This window comes from Bordetella petrii (assembly GCF_000067205.1).
Classification (GTDB): domain Bacteria; phylum Pseudomonadota; class Gammaproteobacteria; order Burkholderiales; family Burkholderiaceae_B; genus Bordetella_A; species Bordetella_A petrii.
Genome location: NC_010170.1, coordinates 4,573,000 through 4,595,937, shown reverse-complemented (window position 1 = coordinate 4,595,937; position 22,938 = coordinate 4,573,000). Strand labels below are relative to the sequence as shown.

Genomic DNA, 22,938 nt, shown 5'->3' with positions numbered 1-22,938 from the left:
TCTCCAGTAACAGGGCGACCGCCGAGTCGGCCGGTGCCGGCGGCGTGTCGCGCAAGGGAACAGTTTATCCAGGGGGGAGGGCGATAGCCTTGATCTTGGACAATGGCACAAACCGGAAGCCCATGATAATGCCGGCCGGCCCCCGATCTTGAAAATCCCGGCCTCTGCCCCTATAACTGCCGGGCTCCCATAACTTTGTGGCGGTGCCGTGGCTGCGGCCAAGGTTCCGTCCCGTTTTTTCTACTTATTCGCCATATGAATCAACCCGCTACGTCCTCCACCCCCGAGACTCTGGGCTTTCAGGCCGAGGTGAAGCAGCTGCTGCACCTGATGATCCATTCGCTGTACAGCAACAAGGAAATTTTCCTGCGCGAACTGGTGTCCAACGCGTCCGACGCCTGCGACAAGCTGCGCTTCGAGGCGATCGACCATCCGGACCTGTTCGGGGGCGACAGCGACCTGGCCATCCGGGTCGATTATGACAAGGCGGCCCGCACCATTACTATTTCAGACAACGGCATCGGCCTGTCGCGCGACGAGGCCATTGCCAACCTGGGCACGATTGCCCGGTCGGGCACGCGCGAGTTCTTCTCCCAGCTGACCGGCGACAAGCAGAAAGATGCGCAGTTGATCGGCCAGTTCGGCGTGGGCTTTTATTCGTCGTTCATCGTTGCCGACAAGGTCACCGTGACCAGCCGGCGGGCCGGCGCCGAGGCGGGCGAGGCCGTTCGCTGGGAATCCGACGGCCAGGGCGAGTTCACCATCGTGGCCGCCGACAAGCCGTCGCGCGGCACCGACGTCACGCTGCACCTGCGCGAAGACCAGGACGAACTGCTCAACGGCTGGAAGCTGCGCGAGATTCTGCGCCGCTATTCCGACCATATCTCGCTGCCGATCCGCATGGCCAAGGAAGAATGGGATGCCGACAAGGGCGAGCAGGTCAGGCGCGATGAGCTGGAGACAGTCAACCAGGCCAACGCGCTGTGGACGCGCAGCAAGGGCGACATTACCGACGAGCAGTACAAAGAGTTCTACAAGACGGTGTCGCACGACTACGACGAACCGCTGGCCTGGACGCACAACCGCGTGGAAGGGCGCAGCGAGTACACGCAGCTGCTGTATGTGCCCAAGCACGCGCCCTTCGACCTGTGGGACCGCGAGGGCCGCCGCGGCGTGAAGCTGTATGTGAAGCGCGTGTTCATTATGGACGACGCTGAACAACTGCTGCCGTCGTACCTGCGCTTTGTGCGCGGGGTGATCGATTCGGCCGACCTGCCCCTGAACGTGTCGCGCGAGATTCTGCAGGAAAGCCGCGACGTGCGCGCCATACGCGAAGGGTCGGCCAAGCGGGTGCTGTCGCTGCTGGAAGACCTGGCCGAGAACAAGGCCGAAGACTACGCCGCGTTCTGGAACGAGTTCGGCCAGGTGCTGAAGGAAGGCACGGGCGAAGACGCCGGCAACCTGGAGCGTATTGCCAAGCTGCTGCGCTTCGCGTCTACCCATTCGGGCGATGCGGCGCAGACGGTGTCGTTTGCCGACTACGTGTCGCGCATGAAAGAAGGGCAGGACAAGATCTACTACGTTACGGCCGACAGTTTCGCCGCCGCCAGCAACAGCCCGCACCTGGAGATTTTCCGCAAGAAAGGCATCGAAGTGCTGCTGCTTTCGGATCGCGTCGACGAATGGATGTTGTCGTATCTGCGCGAGTTCGACGGCAAGTCGCTCGTGTCGGTGGCCAAGGGTGGCCTGGACCTGGCCGAACTGGCTGACGAAGACGAGAAGAAGCGCCAGTCGGAAGTGGCCGAGAGCTTCAAGCCGCTGGTCGAGCGTCTGCAGAAGGCACTGGAAGACCAGGTGAAGGAAGTTCGCGTGACGCTGCGCCTGGTGGATTCGCCCGCTTGCGTGGTGGTGGGCCAGAACGAGCTCAGCCCGCACTTGCTGCGCATGCTGAAAGCAGCCGGCCAAGAGGCGCCTGACGTGAAGCCGGTGCTGGAAATCAACCCCGAACACGCCTTGATCGCGCGCGTGCGCGATGCCGACGACGCCGAGTTCGAGCAATGGGCGCGGCTGTTGCTGGACCAGGCCCTGCTCGCCGAAGGCGCGCAAATCGCCGACCCGGCGGCGTTCGTCAAGCGCTTGAATGCGTTGCTGTTGAAGGCATAAGGGGGCGCTGCGAACCAGGCGGTGGTGCAGGTGGCTGGCTGCCGAAGGGTGTCAGGCACTGTGCTGTTGAGGCATTCGCCGCTTGCTTCGGTGTCCGGCACCTACGGAGCCAGACACCTGACAAGGGGGTGTCTGGTTTTGTGCTTTTGAGGTGCTTGCCGCTTGCTTCGGTGTCCGGCACCTGCGGAGCCAGACACCTGACAAGGGGGTGTCTGGTTTTGTGCTTTTGACGTGCTTGCCGCTTGCTTCAGTGTCTGGCACCTGCGGGGCCAGACACCTGACGGGCAGTGCCGGACGTTTCGAGCTAGAGCCGGGGCGGGTCTTAGCCCGGGCCCCGGCTGTGAGGCTCAGTCGGCCTTGAATCCCGTGGCCTTGACGATGGCTGCCCAGCGTTGGGCTTCGGAATCGAGCAACCGTTGCAGGTCTTGGCGGCTGGAGCCGACCAGGGTGAACCCCGCGTCGCCCAGCGTGCGCTCGGCTTCGGGCGCGTGCAGGGCGGCTGCGCTTTCGGTTTGCAGGCGGTCGAGCACGGCGGCCGGGGTGCCGGCGGGCGCGAATAGCGCGAACCATGCGCCGAAATCGATCTTGTCATAGCCGGCCTGCTTGAACGTGGGTACGCCCGGCAGCGCCGCCGAAGGCTGGGCGCCGGTAATTGCCAGGGCGCGCATCTTGCCGCCCTTGACTTGCGGACCGGCCATGGCGGTGGTGACAAAGGCGGCCTGCACGCTGCCCGAAATCAGGGCTGACACGGCGTCTCCGGTGGAGCGATAGTGCACCGGTTCGATTTTCATGCCGACTTCGCGCGCGAACAGCTCCGCGCCAAAGTGCCCAGGCGTGCCGGCGCCGAACGTGCCGAAGTTCACGCGGTCACCGGCGGCTTTGCCCGCGGCCACGAAAGCGGCCAGGTCTTTATAGGGAGAGCTGGCGGGCACGACCAGCACGAAATCGGCGCGCACCACTTCGGAGATGGGCGCGAAGTCTTTGGCGGGGTCGTAGTTCAGGTTGCTGTAGGTGGCGGGCGAGATGCTGATGGACCCGACTTCGCCCAGCAGCAGGGTGTAGCCGTCGGCGGGGCTGCGGGCCACGGCTTGCGCGGCGATCTGGCCGCCGGCACCGGCGCGGTTTTCCACCACCACGCTTTGCTTCAGGCGCTCGCGGTAATCCCCCCATTTATAGCGATTGCCAGAAGTAGGAATGCTATACGGTCATGGCCAACCGCTGTTTCGGGGTAAATCCGCCCAGAGCCATGTTTGGGCGCTCGTGATTGTAGGACCACATCCACTGAGTAGCGGCGCGCTGAACGTGGTCCAGGTCGTCCCAGTGATACTGGGACAGCCACTCGTAGCGTACGGTTCTGTTGAACCGCTCCACATAGGCATTTTGCTGCGGCTTGCCTGGCTGGATGTATTCAAGCTTAATATCCCAGGCGCCAGCCCACTCGACGATCGCTGCACTCAGGTATTCTGGGCCGTTGTCGCAGCGAATAGCCGAAGGCTTTCCCCGCCATCCGATAATCTGCTTGAGCGTGCGGATCACGCGCTCGGACGGTAGCGAAAAGTCGACCTCAATGCCCAGGGCCTCCCGATTGAAGTCGTCGATAACGTTCAACACGCGGATGCTGCGCCCATCGCCAAGTTGGTCATGCATGAAGTCCATCGACCATACCTGGTTCACGTGTGTCGGAACGGTCAGTGGCTCAGGCGTGTGCCGAACCAGCCGTTTGCGCGGCTTGATCCGTAGGTTCAACTCCAGTTCGCGGTAGATCCGGTACACGCGCTTATGGTTCCAGGCAAAACCTCGGACATTGCGTAGGTACAGAAAGCACAGCCCGAAGCCCCAATTGCGATGGTTGTCCGTCAGACGTAGCAGCCAATCGGCGATTTCCTTGTTCTCGGCGTCAGTCTTGGCGACGTACCGATAGCAGGTCTGGCTGATGCTGAACGCTTCGCAAGCTATCCGGATCGATACGCCGCGATCTTGCACGGCACGTTGGGCCATCTCGCGGCGGCGAGATGGCCTCACCACTTTTTTTCGAGCGCCTCCGTCACGATCTCGGCTTTGAGCTTCTCCTCGACATACATCTTGCGCAACCGCGCGTTCTCAGCCTCGAGCTCCTTCATGCGCGCCATCAGCGATACATCCATGCCGCCGTACTTCGACCGCCACTTGTAGAACGTGGCCGAGCTGATGCCCAGATCCCGGCATAGCTCCGGCACCGCCAGACCCGCCTCGACGCGTTTAATCGCTTCGATGATCTGGCTATCCGTGAATCGCGACTTCTTCATGCTGTAGAACTCCTCAATGAGAAAATTCTACTTCTGGCTGCAGCGCTTTTGCGGGGGGATTACCTCGCCCAGTTGTTGCGACAGCGTGCGCGCGACGATGTCGGGGCCGGTGCCCGGCGGGAAGCCTACATTCAGCCGGATGGGCGCATCCGGATATTGCGCGAAGCCGGCCATGGGCAGGCACAACAGGACGGTCGCCAGCAGGCGGCGCAGGATAGGTTGCATGGTTGGTCTCCTTGGGTGTGGCCCGCCGGTGCATGGCCGGCGGTTGTGCTTGGTAGTGTGAGGCTGCGGGATGATCAGCAAACGCGGTAGAAGCACAGCTCGACGCGGTCGGGAAACCGCGCGCCGGTGCCAACGAACAAATGTTCATTCAGCCAGGCGAGTTCGGGCGCGGCGGTTTCAAAGCGCGGATAGCTGCGGAAGTAAATGCGCGCGGGGTCTACTGGTTCGCCACGCGCCAGCCGGGCGATATCATCGGCGCTGCCGGTGCGTATGCCGGTGTTCTCGACATACACCCGGTGGCCCGCGGCGGTTTCTATGACATAGCGGGCATGAATATCGGTGTACGTGGCTGTGCGGATCGCCTGGAAATCAGCGCCGCCCGGCAAGATGACGCCGCTTAGCGGGCCGTGCGCCTGTCCGCCCAATATGGGAATGACGCGTCGGCGCCCGTACGGCGTGTCGCCGATTTCCTGGGGCGCTCCGACCTGCACATGCAGCGTCGAGACGTGTTCCAGGTGGGGCGGGGCGGGATGGTGGATTTCGGTCATGGCTTTGCTCCGGGGGCGCGGCGCAGGGCGGCGGGGTCGAAGCCGGCCAACTGCTTGTAGCGCAGCGAGACGGCCTGCAGTTCATCGTGGGAAATCACTTCGGAGATATCGACGAACCCTTGCGGGGCTCGCTCTTCGGCCATTTGCATGACTTGCTCTGGCCCGTTGAGCCGATTGCGCAACACGATGCCGGCGGTGCGGGGCAGCCGCTCGGCCTCGTATTCGAGCAGGGCCGTTTCCAGGGTACGCACCTGCCCTTGCTGCGCTTGTGCCAGCCAATCGGCCAGGCAGCGCGCGTCCAGGATGGCCTGTGCCGAGCCGTTGGAGCCTATGGGGTACATGGGGTGGGCGGCGTCGCCCAGCAGGGTCAGCCGGCCGCGGGTCCAGCGCGGCAGAGGGTCGCGGTCGACCAGCGGGAACTCGTAGATTGCCTGTGCGCCGTCGATGATGGCCGGGATGTCGATCCAGTCCCAGCGCCAGCCGGCAAAGCGGTCGGCGAATACGGATTTATCGACGCTGCGATTCCAATCGGTGGCCGGCAAGGTGGCGTCGGGAATGGCCAGCTCGGCGATCCAGTTGATCAGTGACCTGCCCTGGCGCCGCAGGGGTTCGGAAATCGGATAGCAGACGAATTTCTGGTCTTGGTGGCCGGCCATGAACATGGTGCAGCCATCCAGGTAGGGTGGCGCTTCGGTGACGGCGCGCCACAGCATGCGCCCCGAAAACCGGGGTTCGTCGCCCGTTGGGTACAGCTGGCGGCGCAGGGCCGAATGGATGCCATCTGCGCCCACCACCACGTCGCCCGCAACGGTATGCCGCGCGCCGTCGGCGCGGCTGCGGAAATGGGCGTGCGCGCCGGCGCCGTCGTGGTCGGCAGCCTCGAGCGCCATGCCCGTGACGATGGCGTCGGGCCCCAGCCGGGCCCGGACAGTGTCCGCCAACAGCATCTGGAACTCGCCCCGATGTACGGAGAACTGCGGTAGCGGATAGCCGGCGTGCAGGCCGCGCGGCTCGCGCCAGATGGGTTGGCCGTGCTTGTTGTAGTAGTGCAGGGCGGACGTGGGGATGGCCCGGTCGGCCAACGCGCTCTGCAAGCCCAATTGTTCCAGTTCGTTGACGGCATGCGGCAGCAGGTTGATGCCCACACCCAGCGGCCGCAGTGTCTGCGCGCTTTCATAGACGCGGCAGCCGATGCCGCGGTGGTGCAGCATCAAGGCGAGCGTCAGCCCGCCGATGCCCGCACCGGCGATGATGATTTCCATAGTCTCTCCAGGCTATTTTTTATTTGTTATGTACCATAACAAAACCGCCGGCCGCGCCGCACTTGGGGCTAACCCCAGGCAGGTGGCGTCCCGGCGCCGTCTGGGGTAGTGTGTAGTCCCTTTGTATCGGCCGTCGCCATGCCACCTGCTTCTCCGTTCCGCCCGCGCCGGCCCCTGGCCCGGGGCGAGCATTTCGATCCGCACGTTGCCGGCATTGACTACGGCGCGCTAGATTCGCTGGTGGGCTACGCCATCCGGCGGGCGCAGATTCTGATTTACGAAGACTTCCTGGCCGCGCTGGAGCCCTGGGACATCACGCCGCAGCGTTTTTCCGCCCTGACCCTGATCGCCGCAAACACCGGGCTGAAGCTGACCGACCTGGCGCGCATACTGGGCATTGCCCGCTCGGGGGCCGTGCAATTGGTGGACCAGTTGGCCGCCATGGGTTATGTCACCCGGCAAGAGGCCGTGGCCGACAAGCGCGCCTATTCGCTGGCGCTGACCCCAGCCGGACGGCGTGCGCACGCCGAGATCACCCAGGCCGTGCGGGCCCATGATCAGCGCATCAGCGCTGGTCTGGACAAGGCCGAGCGGGAACAACTGATGGCGCTGTTGGGGCGGCTGGGATAAAACCGCCGCGCCCCGCGCGGATCAGGACAGCGGCAGCGTCAGCACGCCTTGCGCGGCCGGACGCATCATCAGGCGCCGGTACCAGGCCGACAGGGCCGGCGTAGCGGGCCGCTCGATGGGCATGGCCAGCCAGCGATGGGCCACGCATCCCAGCACGATGTCGCCCATGCTGAAATGGCTGCCGGCGATGTATTCGCGGCCCTGCAGGGCGTCTTCCAGTATCAGGCCCAACTGGTTGGTTTTTTTCGTCGAGGCTTCAATGGCCGCCGCGTTGCGCTGCGCTTCGGGAGTGCGGATCAGGCCCAGGAAGGCGGGAACCATGGCGGATTGCCATTCGGTGGCGGTCCAGTCCATCCAGCGGTCGGCCTGGGCGCGCACGGCTACGTCGCCAGGCCACAGTCCGCCCTCGTTGTAGCGGGCCGCCAGATAGCGCACGATGGCGTTGGATTCCCACAGCACCAGGCCGTTGTCCTCGATGACAGGCACCTTGCGGTTGGGATTCATCTTGCCGTATTCGGGGGTGTCCAGCCCGCCGAACGGCCCGCCCACGTGTTCCGTGGTGTGCGGCAAGGCCAGTTCCCGTACGGTCCACAAGACTTTCTGCACGTTTACGGAACTTGGGCGTCCCCAGATCTTCAGCATGATGGTTCCTTGATTAGCATGGCGCGAGCAGGCGTCGTGGGATGCCTGCCATGCGGCCGAAGCGAGTCCAGTTGAAAGCGGGCCCCGGGTCCGTCTTGCGGCCGGGGGCAATATGTTCGTGCCCCCAGGCCGCGCGCAGCGGATAGCGGCTGCCCAGCAACCGGGCCAGCTTGGCCAGGGCAGTGTACTGGGCATCGGTGTAGGGCAGCGTATCGGTGCCTTCAAGCTCGACGCCGAGCGAAAAATCGTTGCATCGCTCGCGCTTGCCAAAGCGCGACACGCCGGCATGCCAGGCGCGGGCCTCGGTGGCCACGAACTGTACGATTTCGCCCTGCCGGTTGATAAAAAAATGCGCAGATACGCGCAACCCGCGCAGGCGTTCGAACCAGGGGTGGGCGGTGTAGTCCAGGCGGTTCTGGAACAGGCCGGCTACGTGGGGGCCGCCGAAGCGGCCTGGCGGCAGGCTGATGTTGTGGATGACCAGCAGCGAAACCGGCAGGCCGGCGGGGCGGGCATCGCAATTGGGGGAAGGCAGGAGGCGCACGCCCGGCGCGGGCGCCAGCCACCCGTGTCGATCAAGCTGTAGATACATAAATGCGGCTCATCGAATGGGGAAGCGTAGCCCCCATTATGCCTGCCTTGCCGGGGCGGCCCTGGCGGGCCTTATTCCGGGCGATCGCCCAGGCGTGCGTGGTCGCGGCTGCACCAGACCTTGCCGTCGAGCAGCACGGCCTCGGAGCGCGGCAGGTGTATGCCGCAGTGGGCGCAACGCACCATGGATTCGACGGGCTGGCCGCCAGGGCGGCGCGCGGGGGCGCGCGGCGGCTGGCTGGCGCTGTGCCGTTTGTGGGCGGCGCGGGCCGAGGCGACGCGGGCGATCATCATGACCGCCAGGATGATGATGACCCAGATTAACAGCTTGCCCACTTCAGCTCCGATGAAGAATCACTTCCAGCACGAACCGGCTGCCGGTGTAGGCCAGGATCAGGAAGGCGAATCCGGTGAGGGTCCAGCGCAGCGCCACGCGCCCGCGCCAGCCACGGATGTGGCGGCCCAGCAGCAGCACGCCGAAGGTGATCCAGGACAGCAGCGTGAAGACCGTTTTGTGGTCGAAGGGCAGGATCTTGCCGGTGAGCTGCATGGAGGCGACCGAACCCGAGGCCACCGCGGCGGTCAGCACCACGAAGCCGATCCAGATCACCCGGAACAGCAGTTGCTCCTGCACCAGCAGCGGCGGCTGGGCATCGAGCACGCGGCCCACGATGCTGCGCTCGGTGGGAGTATCGAGCGGGCGGTGCAGGTGGCGATCGAGCAGGGCCATCAGCAGGGCGTGCAGCGCGGCCACGGTAATAAGCGCGTAGGCGGCCAGTGCGATGAGCAGGTGCAGGCGCAGCCAGCTGTTGTCGGCATGCGGCACCAGTTGGCCCTGCGGGAACAGCGCCGCCAGGGCGCATACCAGGGTGGCGGCCGGCACCAGCAGCAATTGCAGGCCGTCGATGCGCACCAGCAGGCTTTCCAGCCAGAACACGACCAGGCCCAGCCAGACGGCTGCCGACAGCGCCAGGGCCCAGCCTATGAACAGGTGAGGGCCGCTCAGCATGGCCTGCTGCAGGCCGGCGCCGTGCAGCACCAGCGCGCCCAGCAGGCATGCCCGGGCAATGCGGCCCGTTTTTTCGACGCTGCCCGCGCCCTGCAGGCGTCGCCACAGCGCCGCGGCAAGCACGGCGTAGGCCAGTGCGGCCGCAGCGTGAAATACAATGCCTAGTGACATAAAAACCGTTGTCTGGATGGGGCCCCTTTCGGGCGCTCGTCGCCGGCAGGGTCAAAGCCGCCTGCCCGGGCCACTGTTCAATCAACTAGTGTAAGCGGAAACGCCTCTCATGCTCGATAACCTGACTCAACGTTTGTCGCGCGTCGTGAAGACGCTGCGCGGCGAAGCCCGCCTGACCGAGGCCAACACGCAGGAAATGCTGCGCGAAGTGCGCATGGCCCTGCTCGAGGCCGACGTGGCCCTGCCCGTGGTGCGAGAGTTCGTGGCCCGGGTCAAGGAAAAGGCGCTGGGCGAAGAAGTAGTCGGCAGCCTCAGCCCCGGCCAGGCTCTGGTCGGCGTGGTCAACAAGGAACTCACCGCCCTGATGGGCGGCGACCTGGGCGCCCAGGCCGGCGAGCTCTCGCTGGCTGTGCAGCCGCCGGCGATCATCTTGATGGCCGGCCTGCAGGGCGCCGGTAAAACCACCACCACCGGCAAACTGGGCCGCTGGCTGGCGCAGGGCGGCCACACCCAGAATGGCCGCAATACCGGCAAGAAAAAGGTGCTGGTGGTCAGCGCCGACGTCTATCGTCCCGCCGCTATCGACCAGCTGAAAACCGTGGCCGAGCAGGCCGGCATCGATTTCCTGCCGTCCGACCCCAGCCAGAAGCCCGAAGATATCGCCCGCAATGCGGTCGACCACGCGCGCCGGCACCATTACGACGTGCTCATCCTGGACACGGCCGGGCGCCTGGGCATCGACGAAGCCATGATGCGCGAGATCCGCGTCCTGCACGATCTTGTGCGGCCGGTGGAAACCCTGTTCGTGGTCGACGCCATGCAGGGCCAGGACGCGGTGAATACCGCGCGCGCCTTTGCCGACGCCCTGCCGCTGACCGGGGTGGTGCTGACCAAACTGGACGGCGATGCGCGCGGCGGCGCGGCGCTGTCGGTGCGGCACGTCACGGGCAAGCCCCTGAAGTTCGTGGGCGTGTCCGAAAAGCTGGACGGCCTTGAGCCGTTCCATCCGGACCGCATGGCCCAGCGGGTGCTGGGCATGGGCGATATCGTGTCGCTGGTCGAGCAGGCGCAGAAAAACATCGATATCGCGGAAGCGCAGAAGCTGGCCACCAAGCTGAAGTCGGGCAGCAAGTTCGACCTTAACGATTTTCGCGAGCAGCTGGGCCAGGTAAAGAAGCTGGGCGACATGGGTTCGCTGCTTGAAAAGCTGCCGGCGCAATTCCAGCAGGCCGCAGGCCAGCTGCAGGGTGGCCAGGCCGAAAAACAGCTGCGGCGCACCGAAGGCATCTTGAATTCCATGACTGCGGCTGAACGCGCCAAACCCGAACTCATCAAGGCATCGCGCAAGCGCCGCATCGCCGCGGGCTCGGGCGTGCCGGTGCAGGAAGTCAACCGCCTGCTGGCTCAGTTCGAGCAGATGCAGGGCATGATGAAGCAGATGAAAAAGGGCGGCATGTCGAAGATGATGCGCGCCATGGGCGGTATGAAAGGCCTGGGCCGCTTTGGCGGTTTGCGCTAAGGCGGCTCGCGCTCGCAGGCAAAAAAACGGCCAGGCGTGACGCCTGGCCGAGTTGACCGGAGCGAACGGGGAGGGCCCGCTCCGGAGCAAACCGGCAAACGCTGCGGGGCTTGCCGGTTTGTACGGTTCAGTTCAGCGGCGGAATGCGCAGCACCTGCCCGGGGTAGATTTTGTCGGGGTGCGTGAGCATGGGCTTGTTGGCCTCGAAAATGACAGTGTGCTTGGCGCCCTGGCCCTTGCCGTAGTGAGCCTCGGCAATCTTCCACAGGTTGTCGCCTTTTTTCACGGTGTACATCTGCGCTTCGGGCGCCGTCTGCTTGGCGGTGAGCTGGTTGTCGACCTGGGCCACGCCCACGGTATTGCCCAGCGCCAGGGTGATTTTCTCGGCTTCTTCGGTGGACGCCGCCTCGCCCGACACGGTGACCTTGTCGCCATCAACCTTGATGTCCAGGCCGTCGGCGTTCAAGCCGTGCTTGTCCAGTTCCTTTTTCAGTTCGTCGACCGACGCCGCCTGGGCTTCGCTGGCGCCGAAGAGCTTTTCGCCGACATCTTTGATAAAGCTGAGCAGACCCATGATTGTGTCCTTTTTGATTGTTAAGAAACGTTAAGCGCTCAAAAGCAGAAGATGGCAGAAATTGCCGCTGCTGCAGACTGATTATGGGCCGATTATGTGTCGCGGATTGCCTTGCCGCCGGGGCAAGATGTAACTGGTTATTTACGGCAACGGTGCGTGCAGCGCGCCGGACGCGGCGCGGCGGGTCAGCTTCCATACGTGGGCGGGTGGTACGTTGGCCAGCACGGATTCAGTATGGCGCGCGCGCAGGCCCAGCCGGTCGAGCACGCGCTGCGGCACGGGGCAGCGCGGTCCGTAGGTGAACAGGTACATGGCGCCGCCCGGGCGCAGTTGTGAGAAGGTGCCGCGCAAGATGCCGATTTGCTGTTTCACGGGCATGTTCAGCAGCGGCAGACCACAAACCGCTGCGCCGGCCAGGCCGTCGAGGAACAAGGGCAGGCCGGCCAGCTTGGCAGCGTCGCCCTGGTGCACATAGGCGCCGGGAAAATCGTGCCGCAGTTGGCGGGCGAACTGGGCGTCCATTTCGACCAAGGCCAGCTGATGCGGGTCGAGGCCGCGCGCCACCAAGGCGCGCGTGAATGCGCCGGTGCCCGCGCCGAGTTCCAGGCACGGGCCCGAGGCCGGGCCGATGCCGCGCGTGATGGCGGCGGCAAGACGCGAACCCGATGGCCAGATAGCGCCGACGCTCTTGGGATTGGCGCGCCAGGCGCGCAGGAAGCGGATGCGTTCCGCGATCCAGGATTGGCGCGCCACGCGCCCGGCCGCGTGGCCGGTGGCGCGGCTGGCGGCGCCCGCCATGCGGCGGAACAGGGGTAATCCAAAGGGCAGGCCGGAAAGATCTCCGGTCAGGACTTTAGGCGGCATGCGGGGACTCCCATGGCGGGGCCGGCGCGCCGCGGCAGGCAGGGTGGCCGCGTGCCGGCATCAAACACAGGCGTCAGGGTACTACGCGAACCGGCCCGCGTAAGCCTCATACGGCGCTCGGGTATCGCACCGTTGATAAATCTCACAATGTGTTGTGCGCCTTGCGTGGCGCTTAGCCGCCGCCCACTGCCACCACGATTTCGACCTGGTCGCCGTCGCGCAGCACGGTGGAGCCATGCTGGCTTTTGGGCACGATTTCGCCGTTGCGCTCCACGGCCACGCGTTTGCCTTCGTAGCCCAGCGTCTGGAGTAATTCGGTCACGGTCGTGCCCAGGGGAAACTCGCGCGCGTCTCCGTTCAGCGTGATGTGCATGATGGCCTCCTTACTGTGCGGCGTATGCATCGGTGGCTTCGATCAGCCGGGCCAGCGTGCCGGGCTCGTCGAAGGCGTGGCCGGCGTCGGGAACCAGGTGAAACTGGGCCTGCGGCCAGGCGCGGTGCAGGTCCCAGGCCGTGCGGGCCGGCGTGCATACGTCGTAGCGGCCCTGCACGATCGTGCCTGGAATGCCGTGCAGTTTGTGGGCGTCGCGGATCAACTGGCCTTCTTCCATGAAGCCGTTGTTCACGAAGTAATGGTTTTCGATGCGCGCGAAGGCAAGCGCCGCGCGGTCGGCGGCATGGCTTTGCTGGTGGCGCGGGCTGGGCAGCAGGGTGATGGTGCTGTCTTCCCACTTGCTCCAGGCCTTGGCGGCGCGCAGTTGTTCGGCCGGGTCGGCGCTGGTCAGGCGCTTGTGGTACGCCGCGATCATGTCGCCGCGTTCGGCGGGGGGAATGGGCTCGACATAGGCTTCCCAGCGGTCGGGAAACAGCCATGACGCGCCATCTTGGTAAAACCATTGCAGCTCGGCGCGGCGCAGCCCGAAAATGCCGCGCAACACCAGTTCGCTGACGTGATCCGGATGCGTTTGCGCATAGGCCAGCGCCAGCGTCGACCCCCACGACCCGCCGAACACCAGCCAGCGCTCGGCGCCCATGATCTCGGTGCGCAGTCGTTCGATGTCGGCCACCAGGTGCCAGGTGGTGTTGTTGTCCAGGCTGGCGTGCGGAACCGAACGTCCGCAGCCGCGCTGGTCGAACAGCAGCACGTTATAGCGCTGCGGATCGAACAGCTGCCGATGAACCGGCGAGCAACCGCTGCCCGGGCCGCCGTGCAAAAAGACGGCGGGCTTGCCCTGGGGGTTGCCGCAAAGTTCCCAATAGATCTGGTGCCCGTCGCCGGTGTCCAGCATGCCGTGGCGGTAGGGTTCAATGGCGGGGTACAGCATGTTTACGCGATCCTTTGGAAGATCAGGTCCCATACGCCGTGGCCCAGGCGCAGGCCGCGGGTTTCGAACTTGGTTTGCGGACGGTAGTCGGGGCGCGGCGCATAGCCTTCCACGGTATTGCGCAGCAAGGGTTCGGCGCTCAGGACTTCCAGCATTTGCACGGCGTATTCCTGCCAGTCGGTGGCGCAGTGGATATAGCCGCCCGGCTTGATACGGCTGGCCAGCAGTGCCACGAACGGCGGCTGGATCAGGCGGCGTTTGTGGTGGCGCTTCTTGGGCCACGGATCGGGAAAATACACATGCACCCCGGCCAGGGTGTCGGGGGCGATCATGTCGCGCACCACTTCGACAGCATCGTGCTGCACGATGCGCAGGTTCTGCAGGTTCGATTCTTCAATGCGGCGCAGCAGCGAACCCACGCCGGCGTTGAAGACTTCCACGCCCAGGAAGTTGTCGCCCGGCCGGGCCAGGGCGATTTGCTGGGTGGTTTCGCCCATGCCAAAGCCGATTTCCAGCACGGTGGGGGCTTCGCGGCCGAAGGCGGCGGCCAGATCCAGGCGGCGGTCGGCATACGGAATGGACCACTTGTCCAGCAGGTGTTCCAGCGCGTCGCGCTGGCCCTGGGTGATGTGGCCGCGCCGATGGACAAAGCTGCGAATATGGGTGGCGCCGGGGCTGTTGGGCGCCTGTCCGGCGGGCTGCAGCGCCGCCTGGGTGGCGTCCGACAGGGGGGCGGTCGCCTGGGCGCCGCCCGGAGATGCGGGGGTATTCGTGTTCATAAGGCGGATTGTAGTGGGCTGCCGGGCCCCGTGGGTTGGCCCGGGGCGAAGCCGGCTTTTCCCGTTGTGGGGTAGCATTTGCCGCATGAATTTCGCCCGTTTCGACCTGACCACGCTCGCGCTGTTCGTCGCGGTGGCGCGCGCCGGCAGTATTTCCGCCGGGGCGCGCCAGTCGCATCTGGCGGTGGGGGCGGCCAGCAAGCGGATTTCCGACCTGGAAGCCGCGCTGGGCACGCCCCTGCTATTCCGCAATACGGCGGGGGTCGAGCTTACCGACGCCGGCCAGGCCTGCCTGGCCCATGCCCAGCGCGTGCTGCAAGAAGTAGAGCAGATGGCGGGCACGCTGTCCGACTTCGCCCAGGGCGTGCGCGGCCAGGTGCGCATTGCCGCCAATACCTCGGCGCTGACGCAGTTCCTGCCCGAAGACCTGGCGGGTTTCATGGACGAGCATCCGGCGGTGCGCGTCGACCTGGAAGAGCTCAACAGCAGCGAGATCGTCACCGCCGTGCTGGAAAACCGCGCCGATATCGGCGTGTTCGCCGACCGCACCCAGGCCGACGGCCTGTTGACCGTGCCTTATCGCCCCGACGACCTGGTGCTGATCGCGCCGCAGCGTCATCCCCTGGCCAATCTGTCGCAGGTGGCGTTCCAGGACACGCTGGACTACGCCTACGTCAGCCTGCCCCAGGCCACGTCGCTGGCCACCCGGCTGCACGAAGAGTGCGCGCGCCTGGGCAAGACCATGCGGCTGCGCATTCAGGTGCGCAGCTTCGACGCCATGTGCCGCATGGTAGTGGCCACCGGCGGGGTGGGCGTGCTGCCGCGTCTGGCCGCGGAACCGCATGCGCGATCAATGTCAATCCGGTTGATCCCTTTGACCGACGATTGGGCGCACCGCTGGCTGCTGCTGGGCGTGCGCGATACCGATACGCTTACCGTGGCCGCGCGCCTGCTGCTGGCCCATTTGCGCGGCGACGCCGCCTGATCCGACAGGGGGCTTTCTCGTTTGGGAAACCCCCGTTTCCCACAATAAATATTCCGGCATCCGGCCGTTTCGCGCACACTGCCGCCGTCATCAATCATTTGGATGTCTGGAGCAGGCATGGCAGGGCAGATACTCGCCGGCATACGTGTGCTGGAACTCGGCCAACTGATCGCCGGCCCGTTCGCCGCCAAGACCCTGGCGGACTTCGGCGCCCAGGTCATCAAGATCGAACCGCCCGGCCTGGGCGACCCGCTGCGCAAATGGCGCTTGCTGCATGAAGGCACCTCGGTTTGGTGGGAAGCTCAGTCGCGCAACAAGCAATCGGTGTGCGTAGATCTGCGCCAGCAAGAAGGCCAGGAAATCATCCGCATGCTGGCCACGCAGGCCGACGTGCTGATCGAGAATTTCCGCCCCGGCACCCTGGAAAAATGGGGGCTGTCGTGGGAAACCCTGCATGCCCTGAATCCGCGCCTGATCATGCTGCGCATCTCGGGCTACGGCCAGACCGGGCCCAAGGCGCGTGAACCGGGTTTTGCCGCCATTGGCGAAGCCATGGCGGGCCTGCGCTACCTGAACGGCGAGCCCGGCCGCGCGCCGGTGCGCGCAGGCTTGTCGTTGGGCGACACCATTGCCGGTTTGCACGGCGCCCTGGGCGTGCTGCTGGCCTTGTACCAGCGCGATGCGCGCGGCGGCGAAGGGCAGGTGATCGACGCCGCCCTGTACGAAAGTCTGTTCAACCTGACCGAAAGCCTGCTGCCGGAATACACCGCCTTCGGCGCGGTGCGCGAGCCGGCCGGCGCGTCGCTGCCCGGCATCGCGCCGTCCAATGCCTATCGCTGCCGCGATGGCTACGTGCTGATCGCCGGCAATGGCGACACTATTTATCAGCGCCTGATGGCCCGCATCGGCCGCGACGACCTGGGACAGGATCCGGCGCTGGCGCACAACGATGGCCGCGCCGCGCGCGTGGAAGAAATCGACGGCGCCATCAGCGCCTGGACTGCCGAACGCAGCATCGATGACGTGCTGGAAGCGATGCGCGAGGCCGGCGTGCCCAGCGGACGCATCTACAACGTGGCCGACATCGCGCGCGACCCGCACTACCGTGCCCGCAACGCCATTGCCGAAATCCAGGGCGCCAGCGGCGTGCGCGTTGAGATGCCGGCGGTGTTTCCCATGCTGTCCGCCAATCCTGGCTCCATCCACGACCGGGCGCCCACCCTGGGCGAGCACACCGATGCCGTGCTGGCCGCGGCCGGCCTTACCGACGAACAGCGCGCGCAACTGCGCGCCCGTGGAGTCATCGCATGAACACCGGCGCTTCTCGCATAGAAGTCAACGAGGTCGGCCCGCGCGACGGCTTGCAGATTGAAAAAGCCTTCGTGCCCACCGACCAGAAGGTGGCGTTTGTCGACGGCCTGTCGGCCTGCGGCTACGCCCGCATCGAAGTCACCAGCTTCACTTCGCCCAAGGCCATTCCCGCGCTGGCCGACGCGCAGGAAGTCATGCGGCGTATCCAGCGTCGCCCCGGCGTCGTATATACCGCGCTGGTGCCGAATATCCGCGGCCTGGAGCGTGCGCTGGAAGTCGGCACCGATGAGCTGAACCTGGTGATGTCGTCCAGCGAAACCCACAACCGCGCCAATCTGCGCATGACGCGCGATCAGTCGCTGGCCGAGCTTATCAACATTCTGCAGGCTGCCCAGGGTGCGGGCGTGCCCTGCAACGTGTCGCTGTCCACCGCGTTCGGTTGTCCCTTCGACGGGGACGTGCCGGTTGGCGATGTGCTGCGCTTGGCCGGCAGCCTGGCGGAAGCCGGCGCGGCCGGTATCACCCTGTGTGACACCACCGGCATGGCCTATCCCACCCAGGTGGCCGACCTGTGCGAACAGGTGGCGCGCGCCGTGCCTGGTATTCCGCTGACCGCGCATTTGCACAATACCCGCGGCATGGCCCTGGCCAACGCCATCGCAGCCTGGCAGACCGGCGTGGCGCGCTTCGATGCCGCCGCGGGCGGCCTGGGCGGCTGCCCCTTCGCGCCCGGCGCCAGCGGCAACGTGAACACCGAAGAGCTGGTGCATATGTTCCAGTGCATGGGCATCGAGACCGGTGTAGACCTGCCGGCTTTGCTGGCCATCGTGCGCGGCCTGCCGCAGCTGGTGCAGCGCGAGTTTTCCACCCCCATGTTGGCTGCCGGCCATCGGCTGGCCACTCACGCGCCGCCCGCATGGCTGGCCGAGCGGTTCGGGCCCGCCTGACCCGGGCGTTTTTCAGGCGCAATTGTTTGCTTACCGATAACAAATCACCAGGAGACCTACACTCATGAGCATCCCCTTCCTGTCGAAACCGCTGCGCGCCTGCCTGGCCGCCGCCACCCTGGCGGTTGCCGCCAGCCCCGCCGGCGCGCTGGCGGCCGATTATCCCGACCGCCCCATCACGCTGCTGGTGCCGGCCGCGCCTGGCGGCACGACCGACCTGGCTGCCCGCCTGATCGCCCAACCCCTGGGCGAGGCCCTGGGCCAGAGCGTGGTCGTGGAAAACAAGCCCGGCGCGTCGGGCGCCATTGCTTCGCAGGCCGTGGCCAAGGCCGCGCCCGACGGCTACACGCTGCTGCTGCAGTACTCGGGCTATAACGCCATTTCTCCGCACGTGCAGCCTCCGCAAGGCTGGGATCCCATCAAGGATTTCGCGCCCATCGCCAACATCCTGTCGGCCCCGCAGGTGATCGTGGTGCGTCCCAGCCTGCCGGTGCATTCGCTAAAAGAACTGGTGGCCTACGCCAAGGCCAATCCCGACAAGCTGAACTACGCCTCGTCGGGTAACGGCGCGCTGCAGCACGTAGCCACCGAGCTGCTCAAGCAGATGGCCGGCATCAACATGACCCACATCCCCTACAAGGGCACCGGTCCCGCGCTGACCGACCTGCTGGGCGGCGCCGTCGACCTGACCATCACCACCCCGCCGCCGCTGATTCCCCACATCAAGACGGGCAAGCTGCGCGCGCTGGCCGTCACCGGCCCGAAACGCCTGGATTCGCTGCCCGATGTGCCGACGGCCGCGGAAGCCGGTTACCCCGACCTGCTGGTGTCGTCGTGGTTCGCGATGTACGCGCCGGCCAACACGCCGCAGGCGGTGGTGGACAAGCTGGCCGGCACGATCGAGGGCATCATGAAGACCCCCGAGTTCAGGAAGAAGGCCGCCGAGCAGGGCGCCGAAGCCGAATTCATGGACCCGGCCAAACTGGGCGAATACACCCAGCAAGAATACGATCGCTGGGGCAAAGTCGTGAAAGCCGCTGGAATCAAGGCCAACTAAGGCTGGTTGGCTAGGACACGCCGGGCGCCTGGCTCTTTGAGGGAGCAGGCGCCTTTTTCATTGCCGCGCGGCCGGCCCGAAACCTCGCTATAATTCGATTCCTCTGCTGCGTCTGCATGGGCGCAGTACGACACCTAAGCGGGTGTAGTTCAATGGTAGAACGGCGGCTTCCCAAGCCTCAAGCGTGGGTTCGATTCCCATCACCCGCTCCACTTCGACTTTCCAGGGACTTCCACCGAACGCCAGAGAACGTCGTAAGTCATTGTCAGGATTGAGATTTTTACCTGATCTCAATCCACTGACATCCAGCGAAATCCACTCCCAGCCGGTTCTAACTGGTACGTTGAGCGGTACACTGGCAATACGGAGGTCCCCAAAACCGTATTGTTGCTGGAGGAGCCGGGGTTCCGTCGGGAACATGGCATCCAACTCGCTTCGCAGGAGTTGGGCTCATGCTTTCAGACCTCCAGGTTCGACAGGCCAAGGTGACCGGCAAGGCGTATTCGCTTGTCGATTTCGACGGTCTCTACTTCTACATCTCCGCCACCGGCTTCAAGGCCTGGCACTTCCGCTTCACTTGGGGCGGCAAGCGCGAGCGCATGTCCTTCGGTGGCTATCCCGCGCTTTCCCTGAAAGACGCTCGCAATCTGCGCGACGAGGCCCGGGCCATGCTGGCCAAGGGCATCAACCCGCATTCGGAGCGCAAGCGCAAGCGCCACGCCATCGTCCTGGCGGGCGAGCACACCTTCCAGGCCATCTACGACAAATGGCTGGCCCACCGCAGCCTCTCTCTGGAAAATGAGGGCCGCCAAAGTACGCCCAAGCAGATCGGGCGCGTCTTCGCCAAGGACGTGTTTCCCGTATTGCGCCACCTGACCATCTACGACGTCACCCGCGCCCACCTGCTGGACATCATCGGCAGAGTGGAAAAGCGTGGCTCGCTGTCGGTGGCCGAGAAGCTGCGCACCTGGTTCAGCCAGCTATTCACCTACGCCTCGGTGGTGGTGCCCAACATGGGCGACAACCCGGCCAAGGATTTGGACGTGGTGGCGATGCCGCTGCCCCCGGTGGAGAACAATCCCTTTTTGCGCATGCCCGAGCTGCCGGCAATGCTGCAGACGTTGCGCAAGTACAGCGGTCGCCTGAATACGCAACTGGGTCTACGTCTGCTGCTGCTCACGGGCGTGCGCACCGGTGAATTGCGCTACGCCACGCCCGATCAGTTTGATCTGGAGCGCGGTCTGTGGATCATCCCGGTTGTCAGGCTCAAGCAACGCAAGCAGCTCACCAAGAAGAAGCGCCAGCGTTTCGCCGACATCCCGCCATACATCGTGCCACTGTCGTTGCAGGCACAAGAGGTCGTTCGTCATTTGCTGGGAAATCTGAAGCCAGCACAGGTGTATCTCATCCCCGGTGATTGGTGCCTGAAAAACCCTCTGAGCGAGAACACGCTCAATGGCGCGCTCAAGCGTATGGGCTATGAAGACCAACTCACTGGGCATGGCGTTCGCGCCACCATCTCGACTGCGCTCAATGAATTGGGGTATCCGCCCAAGTGGGTAGACGCCCAACTTTCGCATGCCGATCCGGATCGGATCAGCGCGACCTACAACCACGCCGAGTACGTCGAGCAACGCCGCGTCATGATGCAGGACTGGGCCGACCGGCTGGACTTGTTCGAGCAGAATCAGGTCGAAGTTGCCAGCACGCACTTGACCATCACGTTGCAGGGCCTGCCCACAATCGCCGGACAGGCGGCAGCGCAGCCGCCCGCCCTGAATCCAAACGCCCCTCAGTTGATCGTTGCGCCTGCACCCGATGCACCAGCGGTTCCAGCTTCCGTCTATCGACTTTCGGCGGTGCATCTGCCCGAGTACGCGCGACCCACGCTGTCAGAGGTGCAGCGCGAGCGCTTGCAATTGCTGGAGATATTCGAGGCATCCCACAACCTGTCGGTGGCCGATTACGCCAAGCTGGTTGGCAAGTCCCGCCGCTGGATCACTTACGAGATTCAGGCCGGCAATCTCCTGTCGATCCATCTGGGTCACCGTGGGCAGCGCGTCCCGGACTGGCAACTCGACCCCATCAAGCGCAAGCTGATTCAGGCTGTCCTGAAGCTGGTGCCGCGCGGTATCGACACCTGGCACATCTATCACGCACTGCTGCGGCCATACGATGCCCTGGGCAAGTGTCCAGTCATCGAGGCCGTCGATCCGACCAACCTGCATCTTGCAGCTCGACTGGTCGCCGCACATACCATAGAAACCGATGAGCTTGCAGAGCAATCGGAGGCGTCTCCGGTGCTGGCCAGGCAGACTGTAGAGCGCCTGGTAAAAACGGCAATGTTGGTTGATATGCCCGAAGATCCCGTCGCCCGTTGAGCTGAGGCCGGGCGGCAGCACCGTCCGGTCAAGGTCAAAGGAGGGAACGTCGATCGCTTCGCATGGCCGCCCATCCGTCTTCTGCGCGGCCAACTCGCAATTTCCACGTTTTGGCAGGCAGCGTTTAGCGTCGGATCAGCGCTCGGCAGTCACCATAGGCGACTTCTCGGTAATGCTATCTCGCTATATCAGTATCTCGATCGGATATGACACCAGCGGATTTTCGTTGCCAATCTCAAGCCCCGATCAATAGATTCCGAGCGTTCGCCGCTTTTTGAAACCGCTGGCGCATCAGACCATACCGATACGGTTTTGCGAGAGCAGCCACTTCTCACGATCCTGATAGCGCAAGCGTCACTGTCGAGCCGCGACAGACGCTCGGTTTTCTTGTGCCCGATGGATTTTTGCACATCGAGCACACAACGCCTACTCATTGCGCGAACTGATCAGAAGTCATCAAAAGCGGGCGTCATCACTCGCGTCTTGCGCGGACAACAGGCCGACCATGAGGACGGCTGCAAAAGCAGTCGGCCCTGTAGTTCTTCTCCTGGAAGGAGACGGAGCATGCACGAGAACAAAAATGATGCACCAACATCAAAGGTGTTCTACCGCCCGCTCGAAGCGTCCATCCGCTGGGCCGGACTGCTGCGATACGAGCAGGTGATCCTGGCTTCGGTCTCGTCGCCTATGGATCTGCCGCAGTCGCTGGACTGCCCGCGTTTGGGCGAACTGCGGCTGTACACCGACCGCATCTATGACGGCATCCTCAACGGGGAACTGCCCTTCGGGCAGCATGGCATCACGACACGCGACACCGCGTTGATCGAATCGCCTGATCTGACGGTACGTCATGTCGATCTGAAGTGCTGGATGCGCCAGCACTACCCCGAGCAGCGGCCCGGCTTTCTCTTCTCCCGCAGCGAGCGCATCATCCATCCCTTCATCTCTCTGGAAACAGGGCAAGCCATGCTGGTCGAACGCCAGGGTTTGAAATCCGCCCTGGAACAGACCAAACGTCAGCTTCGCGAGTTGCAGGACAAGCATGACGCGCTGCTCAAGCAGTCCACGGTGATTTCGGCATGCGCGCAGTGTCCGATCAGTGATCGGGCCGAGGCCACCTACCTGAACATCGTTGGCGGCCTGTTAGAGCTGATGCTCGGCCAGTCGCCATCGGGCACGCCGTACTCCAGCTTCAAGACGCAGGAGGCCGTGGTCAGCGCGCTGGTCGCCCATCACAGCGGCGCCATGGGTATCGCGGAGCGGACATTGAACGGCAAGTTCGCCACCGCCAGGCGCCGGTTGCGTAGCGCCTCCCGCTGAGATTTGCCAGCTTGTATGTGCAGTCGCGGAGATTGCATTTGCAATGTCTTTTCGCTGCCGTGTCTATTGAATAGAGGTCACGCCAACAAACGCCACTGAGCGTTCAGGAGTGACCGCCATGTCGCAAACACCTGTACTGCCGCCAAACGAGCGCCGCATCCTGCGCCTGGAAGAAGTCGAAGCGAAATCCGGTTTCAAGCGCGCCCACATCTACAACCTGATGAAGAAACGCCAGTTCCCGCAGGCGCTGCGTCTGGGCGTGCGCGCCGTGGGCTGGGACTCCATCGAAATCGATCAGTGGATCGACGAGCGCGTCAACAACAGGGCCTGACCCGTTCTCCCGCGGACTT

24 protein-coding genes and 1 tRNA gene are annotated in these 22,938 nt (G+C 64.6%); 11 read left to right on the top strand and 14 right to left on the bottom strand.

Going from position 1 to position 22,938, the window contains the following annotated elements; translation table 11 throughout:
- Window positions 1–255 precede the first annotated feature (255 nt).
- The gene (gene htpG / locus BPET_RS22015) at window positions 256–2,163 is read left to right on the top strand and encodes a molecular chaperone HtpG (protein ID WP_012251169.1); all 1,908 of its coding nucleotides are present in this window, start codon (window positions 256–258) and stop codon (window positions 2,161–2,163) included.
- 347 nt (window positions 2,164–2,510) lie between these two features.
- On the opposite strand, the gene BPET_RS22010 is transcribed toward htpG, so the two are convergent.
- The 5 genes from BPET_RS22010 to BPET_RS21985 all read right to left on the bottom strand — a co-directional run bounded on the left by BPET_RS22010 (window position 2,511) and on the right by BPET_RS21985 (window position 6,483).
- Complete coding sequence (locus BPET_RS22010; protein WP_231852632.1) at window positions 2,511–3,293, bottom strand: Bug family tripartite tricarboxylate transporter substrate binding protein; 783 nt, start codon at window positions 3,291–3,293, stop codon at window positions 2,511–2,513.
- 67 nt (window positions 3,294–3,360) lie between these two features.
- A protein-coding gene (locus BPET_RS22005) for an IS3 family transposase (RefSeq protein WP_085970230.1) occupies window positions 3,361–4,448 on the bottom strand; the annotation gives its coding sequence in 2 pieces (ribosomal slippage) (window positions 3,361–4,196 and window positions 4,196–4,448; 1,089 coding nt in all).
- 27 nt (window positions 4,449–4,475) lie between these two features.
- Window positions 4,476–4,673, bottom strand: a complete 198-nt coding sequence (locus BPET_RS21995; RefSeq protein WP_012251165.1) for a hypothetical protein — start codon at window positions 4,671–4,673, stop codon at window positions 4,476–4,478.
- 74 nt (window positions 4,674–4,747) lie between these two features.
- Window positions 4,748–5,221: a DUF3237 domain-containing protein gene (locus BPET_RS21990; protein WP_012251164.1), complete on the bottom strand. Its 474-nt coding sequence runs from the start codon at window positions 5,219–5,221 to the stop codon at window positions 4,748–4,750.
- Window positions 5,218–6,483, bottom strand: a complete 1,266-nt coding sequence (locus BPET_RS21985; RefSeq protein ID WP_012251163.1) for a flavin-dependent oxidoreductase — start codon at window positions 6,481–6,483, stop codon at window positions 5,218–5,220. Before BPET_RS21985 ends, BPET_RS21990 begins: the two co-directional genes overlap by 4 nt.
- Before the next feature lie 138 nt (window positions 6,484–6,621).
- Here BPET_RS21985 and BPET_RS21980 point away from each other — a divergent pair, with 138 nt between their 5' ends.
- Window positions 6,622–7,113, top strand: coding sequence for a MarR family winged helix-turn-helix transcriptional regulator (locus BPET_RS21980; protein WP_012251162.1), 492 nt, complete (start codon window positions 6,622–6,624; stop codon window positions 7,111–7,113).
- A gap of 21 nt (window positions 7,114–7,134) precedes the next feature.
- Here BPET_RS21980 and BPET_RS21975 read toward each other — a convergent pair whose 3' ends face one another.
- From BPET_RS21975 to BPET_RS21960, 4 genes are all read right to left on the bottom strand, one after another.
- Window positions 7,135–7,755: a glutathione S-transferase family protein gene (locus tag BPET_RS21975; RefSeq protein ID WP_012251161.1), complete on the bottom strand. Its 621-nt coding sequence runs from the start codon at window positions 7,753–7,755 to the stop codon at window positions 7,135–7,137.
- Between the two features lie 13 nt (window positions 7,756–7,768).
- A complete protein-coding gene (gene ampD / locus BPET_RS21970) occupies window positions 7,769–8,347 on the bottom strand; it encodes a 1,6-anhydro-N-acetylmuramyl-L-alanine amidase AmpD (protein WP_012251160.1) in 579 nt (192 codons plus the stop codon).
- 71 nt (window positions 8,348–8,418) lie between these two features.
- Window positions 8,419–8,682: a PP0621 family protein gene (locus BPET_RS21965; RefSeq protein ID WP_012251159.1), complete on the bottom strand. Its 264-nt coding sequence runs from the start codon at window positions 8,680–8,682 to the stop codon at window positions 8,419–8,421.
- 1 nt (window position 8,683) lies between these two features.
- Complete coding sequence (locus BPET_RS21960; RefSeq protein WP_012251158.1) at window positions 8,684–9,526, bottom strand: cytochrome C assembly family protein; 843 nt, start codon at window positions 9,524–9,526, stop codon at window positions 8,684–8,686.
- A gap of 109 nt (window positions 9,527–9,635) precedes the next feature.
- On the opposite strand from BPET_RS21960, the gene ffh reads away from it, so the two are divergent.
- The gene (gene ffh, locus BPET_RS21955; RefSeq protein ID WP_012251157.1) at window positions 9,636–11,045 is read left to right on the top strand and encodes a signal recognition particle protein; all 1,410 of its coding nucleotides are present in this window, start codon (window positions 9,636–9,638) and stop codon (window positions 11,043–11,045) included.
- A 127-nt stretch (window positions 11,046–11,172) separates the two neighbouring features.
- On the opposite strand, the gene lysM is transcribed toward ffh, so the two are convergent.
- The 5 genes from lysM to trmB form a co-directional block, all read right to left on the bottom strand.
- Window positions 11,173–11,619 (bottom strand): peptidoglycan-binding protein LysM, encoded by a 447-nt coding sequence (lysM, locus tag BPET_RS21950; protein ID WP_012251156.1) that lies wholly within the window; start codon window positions 11,617–11,619, stop codon window positions 11,173–11,175.
- A 141-nt stretch (window positions 11,620–11,760) separates the two neighbouring features.
- Window positions 11,761–12,483 carry a class I SAM-dependent methyltransferase gene (locus BPET_RS21945; protein ID WP_012251155.1) on the bottom strand — a complete coding sequence of 241 codons (723 nt, stop codon included), beginning with the start codon at window positions 12,481–12,483 and terminating at the stop codon, window positions 11,761–11,763.
- A gap of 172 nt (window positions 12,484–12,655) precedes the next feature.
- Entirely contained in the window at window positions 12,656–12,856 is a 201-nt protein-coding gene (gene thiS / locus BPET_RS21940; protein WP_041863157.1) for a sulfur carrier protein ThiS, read from the bottom strand.
- A gap of 10 nt (window positions 12,857–12,866) precedes the next feature.
- Window positions 12,867–13,808 carry a prolyl aminopeptidase gene (gene pip / locus BPET_RS21935; protein WP_012251153.1) on the bottom strand — a complete coding sequence of 314 codons (942 nt, stop codon included), beginning with the start codon at window positions 13,806–13,808 and terminating at the stop codon, window positions 12,867–12,869.
- 2 nt (window positions 13,809–13,810) lie between these two features.
- On the bottom strand, window positions 13,811–14,587 hold the full coding sequence (trmB, locus tag BPET_RS21930; protein WP_012251152.1) for a tRNA (guanosine(46)-N7)-methyltransferase TrmB: 777 nt from the start codon (window positions 14,585–14,587) through the stop codon (window positions 13,811–13,813).
- An 85-nt stretch (window positions 14,588–14,672) separates the two neighbouring features.
- On the opposite strand from trmB, the gene BPET_RS21925 reads away from it, so the two are divergent.
- The 8 genes from BPET_RS21925 (at window position 14,673) to BPET_RS21890 (ending at window position 22,919) form a co-directional block, all read left to right on the top strand.
- Window positions 14,673–15,572, top strand: a complete 900-nt coding sequence (locus BPET_RS21925; protein WP_012251151.1) for a LysR family transcriptional regulator — start codon at window positions 14,673–14,675, stop codon at window positions 15,570–15,572.
- Window positions 15,573–15,689: 117 nt separating this feature from the next.
- On the top strand, window positions 15,690–16,883 hold the full coding sequence (locus tag BPET_RS21920) for a CaiB/BaiF CoA transferase family protein (protein ID WP_012251150.1): 1,194 nt from the start codon (window positions 15,690–15,692) through the stop codon (window positions 16,881–16,883).
- Window positions 16,880–17,830 (top strand): hydroxymethylglutaryl-CoA lyase, encoded by a 951-nt coding sequence (locus BPET_RS21915; RefSeq protein WP_012251149.1) that lies wholly within the window; start codon window positions 16,880–16,882, stop codon window positions 17,828–17,830. The genes BPET_RS21920 and BPET_RS21915 overlap by 4 nt, the downstream gene beginning before the upstream one ends.
- 64 nt (window positions 17,831–17,894) lie before the next feature.
- Window positions 17,895–18,887, top strand: a complete 993-nt coding sequence (locus BPET_RS21910; protein ID WP_012251148.1) for a Bug family tripartite tricarboxylate transporter substrate binding protein — start codon at window positions 17,895–17,897, stop codon at window positions 18,885–18,887.
- A 138-nt stretch (window positions 18,888–19,025) separates the two neighbouring features.
- Window positions 19,026–19,099, top strand: a tRNA-Gly gene (locus tag BPET_RS21905).
- Window positions 19,100–19,339: 240 nt separating this feature from the next.
- A complete protein-coding gene (locus tag BPET_RS21900) occupies window positions 19,340–21,268 on the top strand; it encodes a tyrosine-type recombinase/integrase (protein WP_012205950.1) in 1,929 nt (642 codons plus the stop codon).
- A 564-nt stretch (window positions 21,269–21,832) separates the two neighbouring features.
- Complete coding sequence (locus BPET_RS21895; RefSeq protein ID WP_012205951.1) at window positions 21,833–22,588, top strand: hypothetical protein; 756 nt, start codon at window positions 21,833–21,835, stop codon at window positions 22,586–22,588.
- A gap of 118 nt (window positions 22,589–22,706) precedes the next feature.
- Window positions 22,707–22,919, top strand: coding sequence for an AlpA family transcriptional regulator (locus BPET_RS21890; protein ID WP_012205952.1), 213 nt, complete (start codon window positions 22,707–22,709; stop codon window positions 22,917–22,919).
- Window positions 22,920–22,938: the final 19 nt, after the last annotated feature.

Excerpts from the sequence above, each read along its gene's own strand:
- htpG (WP_012251169.1), top strand. The coding sequence starts at position 256 with ATGAATCAACCCGCTACGTCCTCCACCCCCGAGACTCTGGGCTTTCAG.
- BPET_RS21995 (WP_012251165.1), bottom strand. The coding sequence starts at position 4,673 with ATGCAACCTATCCTGCGCCGCCTGCTGGCGACCGTCCTGTTGTGCCTG.
- BPET_RS21990 (WP_012251164.1), bottom strand. The coding sequence starts at position 5,221 with ATGACCGAAATCCACCATCCCGCCCCGCCCCACCTGGAACACGTCTCG.
- BPET_RS21985 (WP_012251163.1), bottom strand. The coding sequence starts at position 6,483 with ATGGAAATCATCATCGCCGGTGCGGGCATCGGCGGGCTGACGCTCGCC.
- BPET_RS21980 (WP_012251162.1), top strand. The coding sequence starts at position 6,622 with ATGCCACCTGCTTCTCCGTTCCGCCCGCGCCGGCCCCTGGCCCGGGGC.
- BPET_RS21975 (WP_012251161.1), bottom strand. The coding sequence starts at position 7,755 with ATGCTGAAGATCTGGGGACGCCCAAGTTCCGTAAACGTGCAGAAAGTC.
- ampD (WP_012251160.1), bottom strand. The coding sequence starts at position 8,347 with ATGTATCTACAGCTTGATCGACACGGGTGGCTGGCGCCCGCGCCGGGC.
- BPET_RS21960 (WP_012251158.1), bottom strand. The coding sequence starts at position 9,526 with ATGTCACTAGGCATTGTATTTCACGCTGCGGCCGCACTGGCCTACGCC.
- ffh (WP_012251157.1), top strand. The coding sequence starts at position 9,636 with ATGCTCGATAACCTGACTCAACGTTTGTCGCGCGTCGTGAAGACGCTG.
- lysM (WP_012251156.1), bottom strand. The coding sequence starts at position 11,619 with ATGGGTCTGCTCAGCTTTATCAAAGATGTCGGCGAAAAGCTCTTCGGC.
- BPET_RS21945 (WP_012251155.1), bottom strand. The coding sequence starts at position 12,483 with ATGCCGCCTAAAGTCCTGACCGGAGATCTTTCCGGCCTGCCCTTTGGA.
- thiS (WP_041863157.1), bottom strand. The coding sequence starts at position 12,856 with ATGCACATCACGCTGAACGGAGACGCGCGCGAGTTTCCCCTGGGCACG.
- pip (WP_012251153.1), bottom strand. The coding sequence starts at position 13,808 with ATGCTGTACCCCGCCATTGAACCCTACCGCCACGGCATGCTGGACACC.
- trmB (WP_012251152.1), bottom strand. The coding sequence starts at position 14,587 with ATGAACACGAATACCCCCGCATCTCCGGGCGGCGCCCAGGCGACCGCC.
- BPET_RS21925 (WP_012251151.1), top strand. The coding sequence starts at position 14,673 with ATGAATTTCGCCCGTTTCGACCTGACCACGCTCGCGCTGTTCGTCGCG.
- BPET_RS21920 (WP_012251150.1), top strand. The coding sequence starts at position 15,690 with ATGGCAGGGCAGATACTCGCCGGCATACGTGTGCTGGAACTCGGCCAA.
- BPET_RS21915 (WP_012251149.1), top strand. The coding sequence starts at position 16,880 with ATGAACACCGGCGCTTCTCGCATAGAAGTCAACGAGGTCGGCCCGCGC.
- BPET_RS21910 (WP_012251148.1), top strand. The coding sequence starts at position 17,895 with ATGAGCATCCCCTTCCTGTCGAAACCGCTGCGCGCCTGCCTGGCCGCC.
- BPET_RS21900 (WP_012205950.1), top strand. The coding sequence starts at position 19,340 with ATGCTTTCAGACCTCCAGGTTCGACAGGCCAAGGTGACCGGCAAGGCG.
- BPET_RS21895 (WP_012205951.1), top strand. The coding sequence starts at position 21,833 with ATGCACGAGAACAAAAATGATGCACCAACATCAAAGGTGTTCTACCGC.
- BPET_RS21890 (WP_012205952.1), top strand. The coding sequence starts at position 22,707 with ATGTCGCAAACACCTGTACTGCCGCCAAACGAGCGCCGCATCCTGCGC.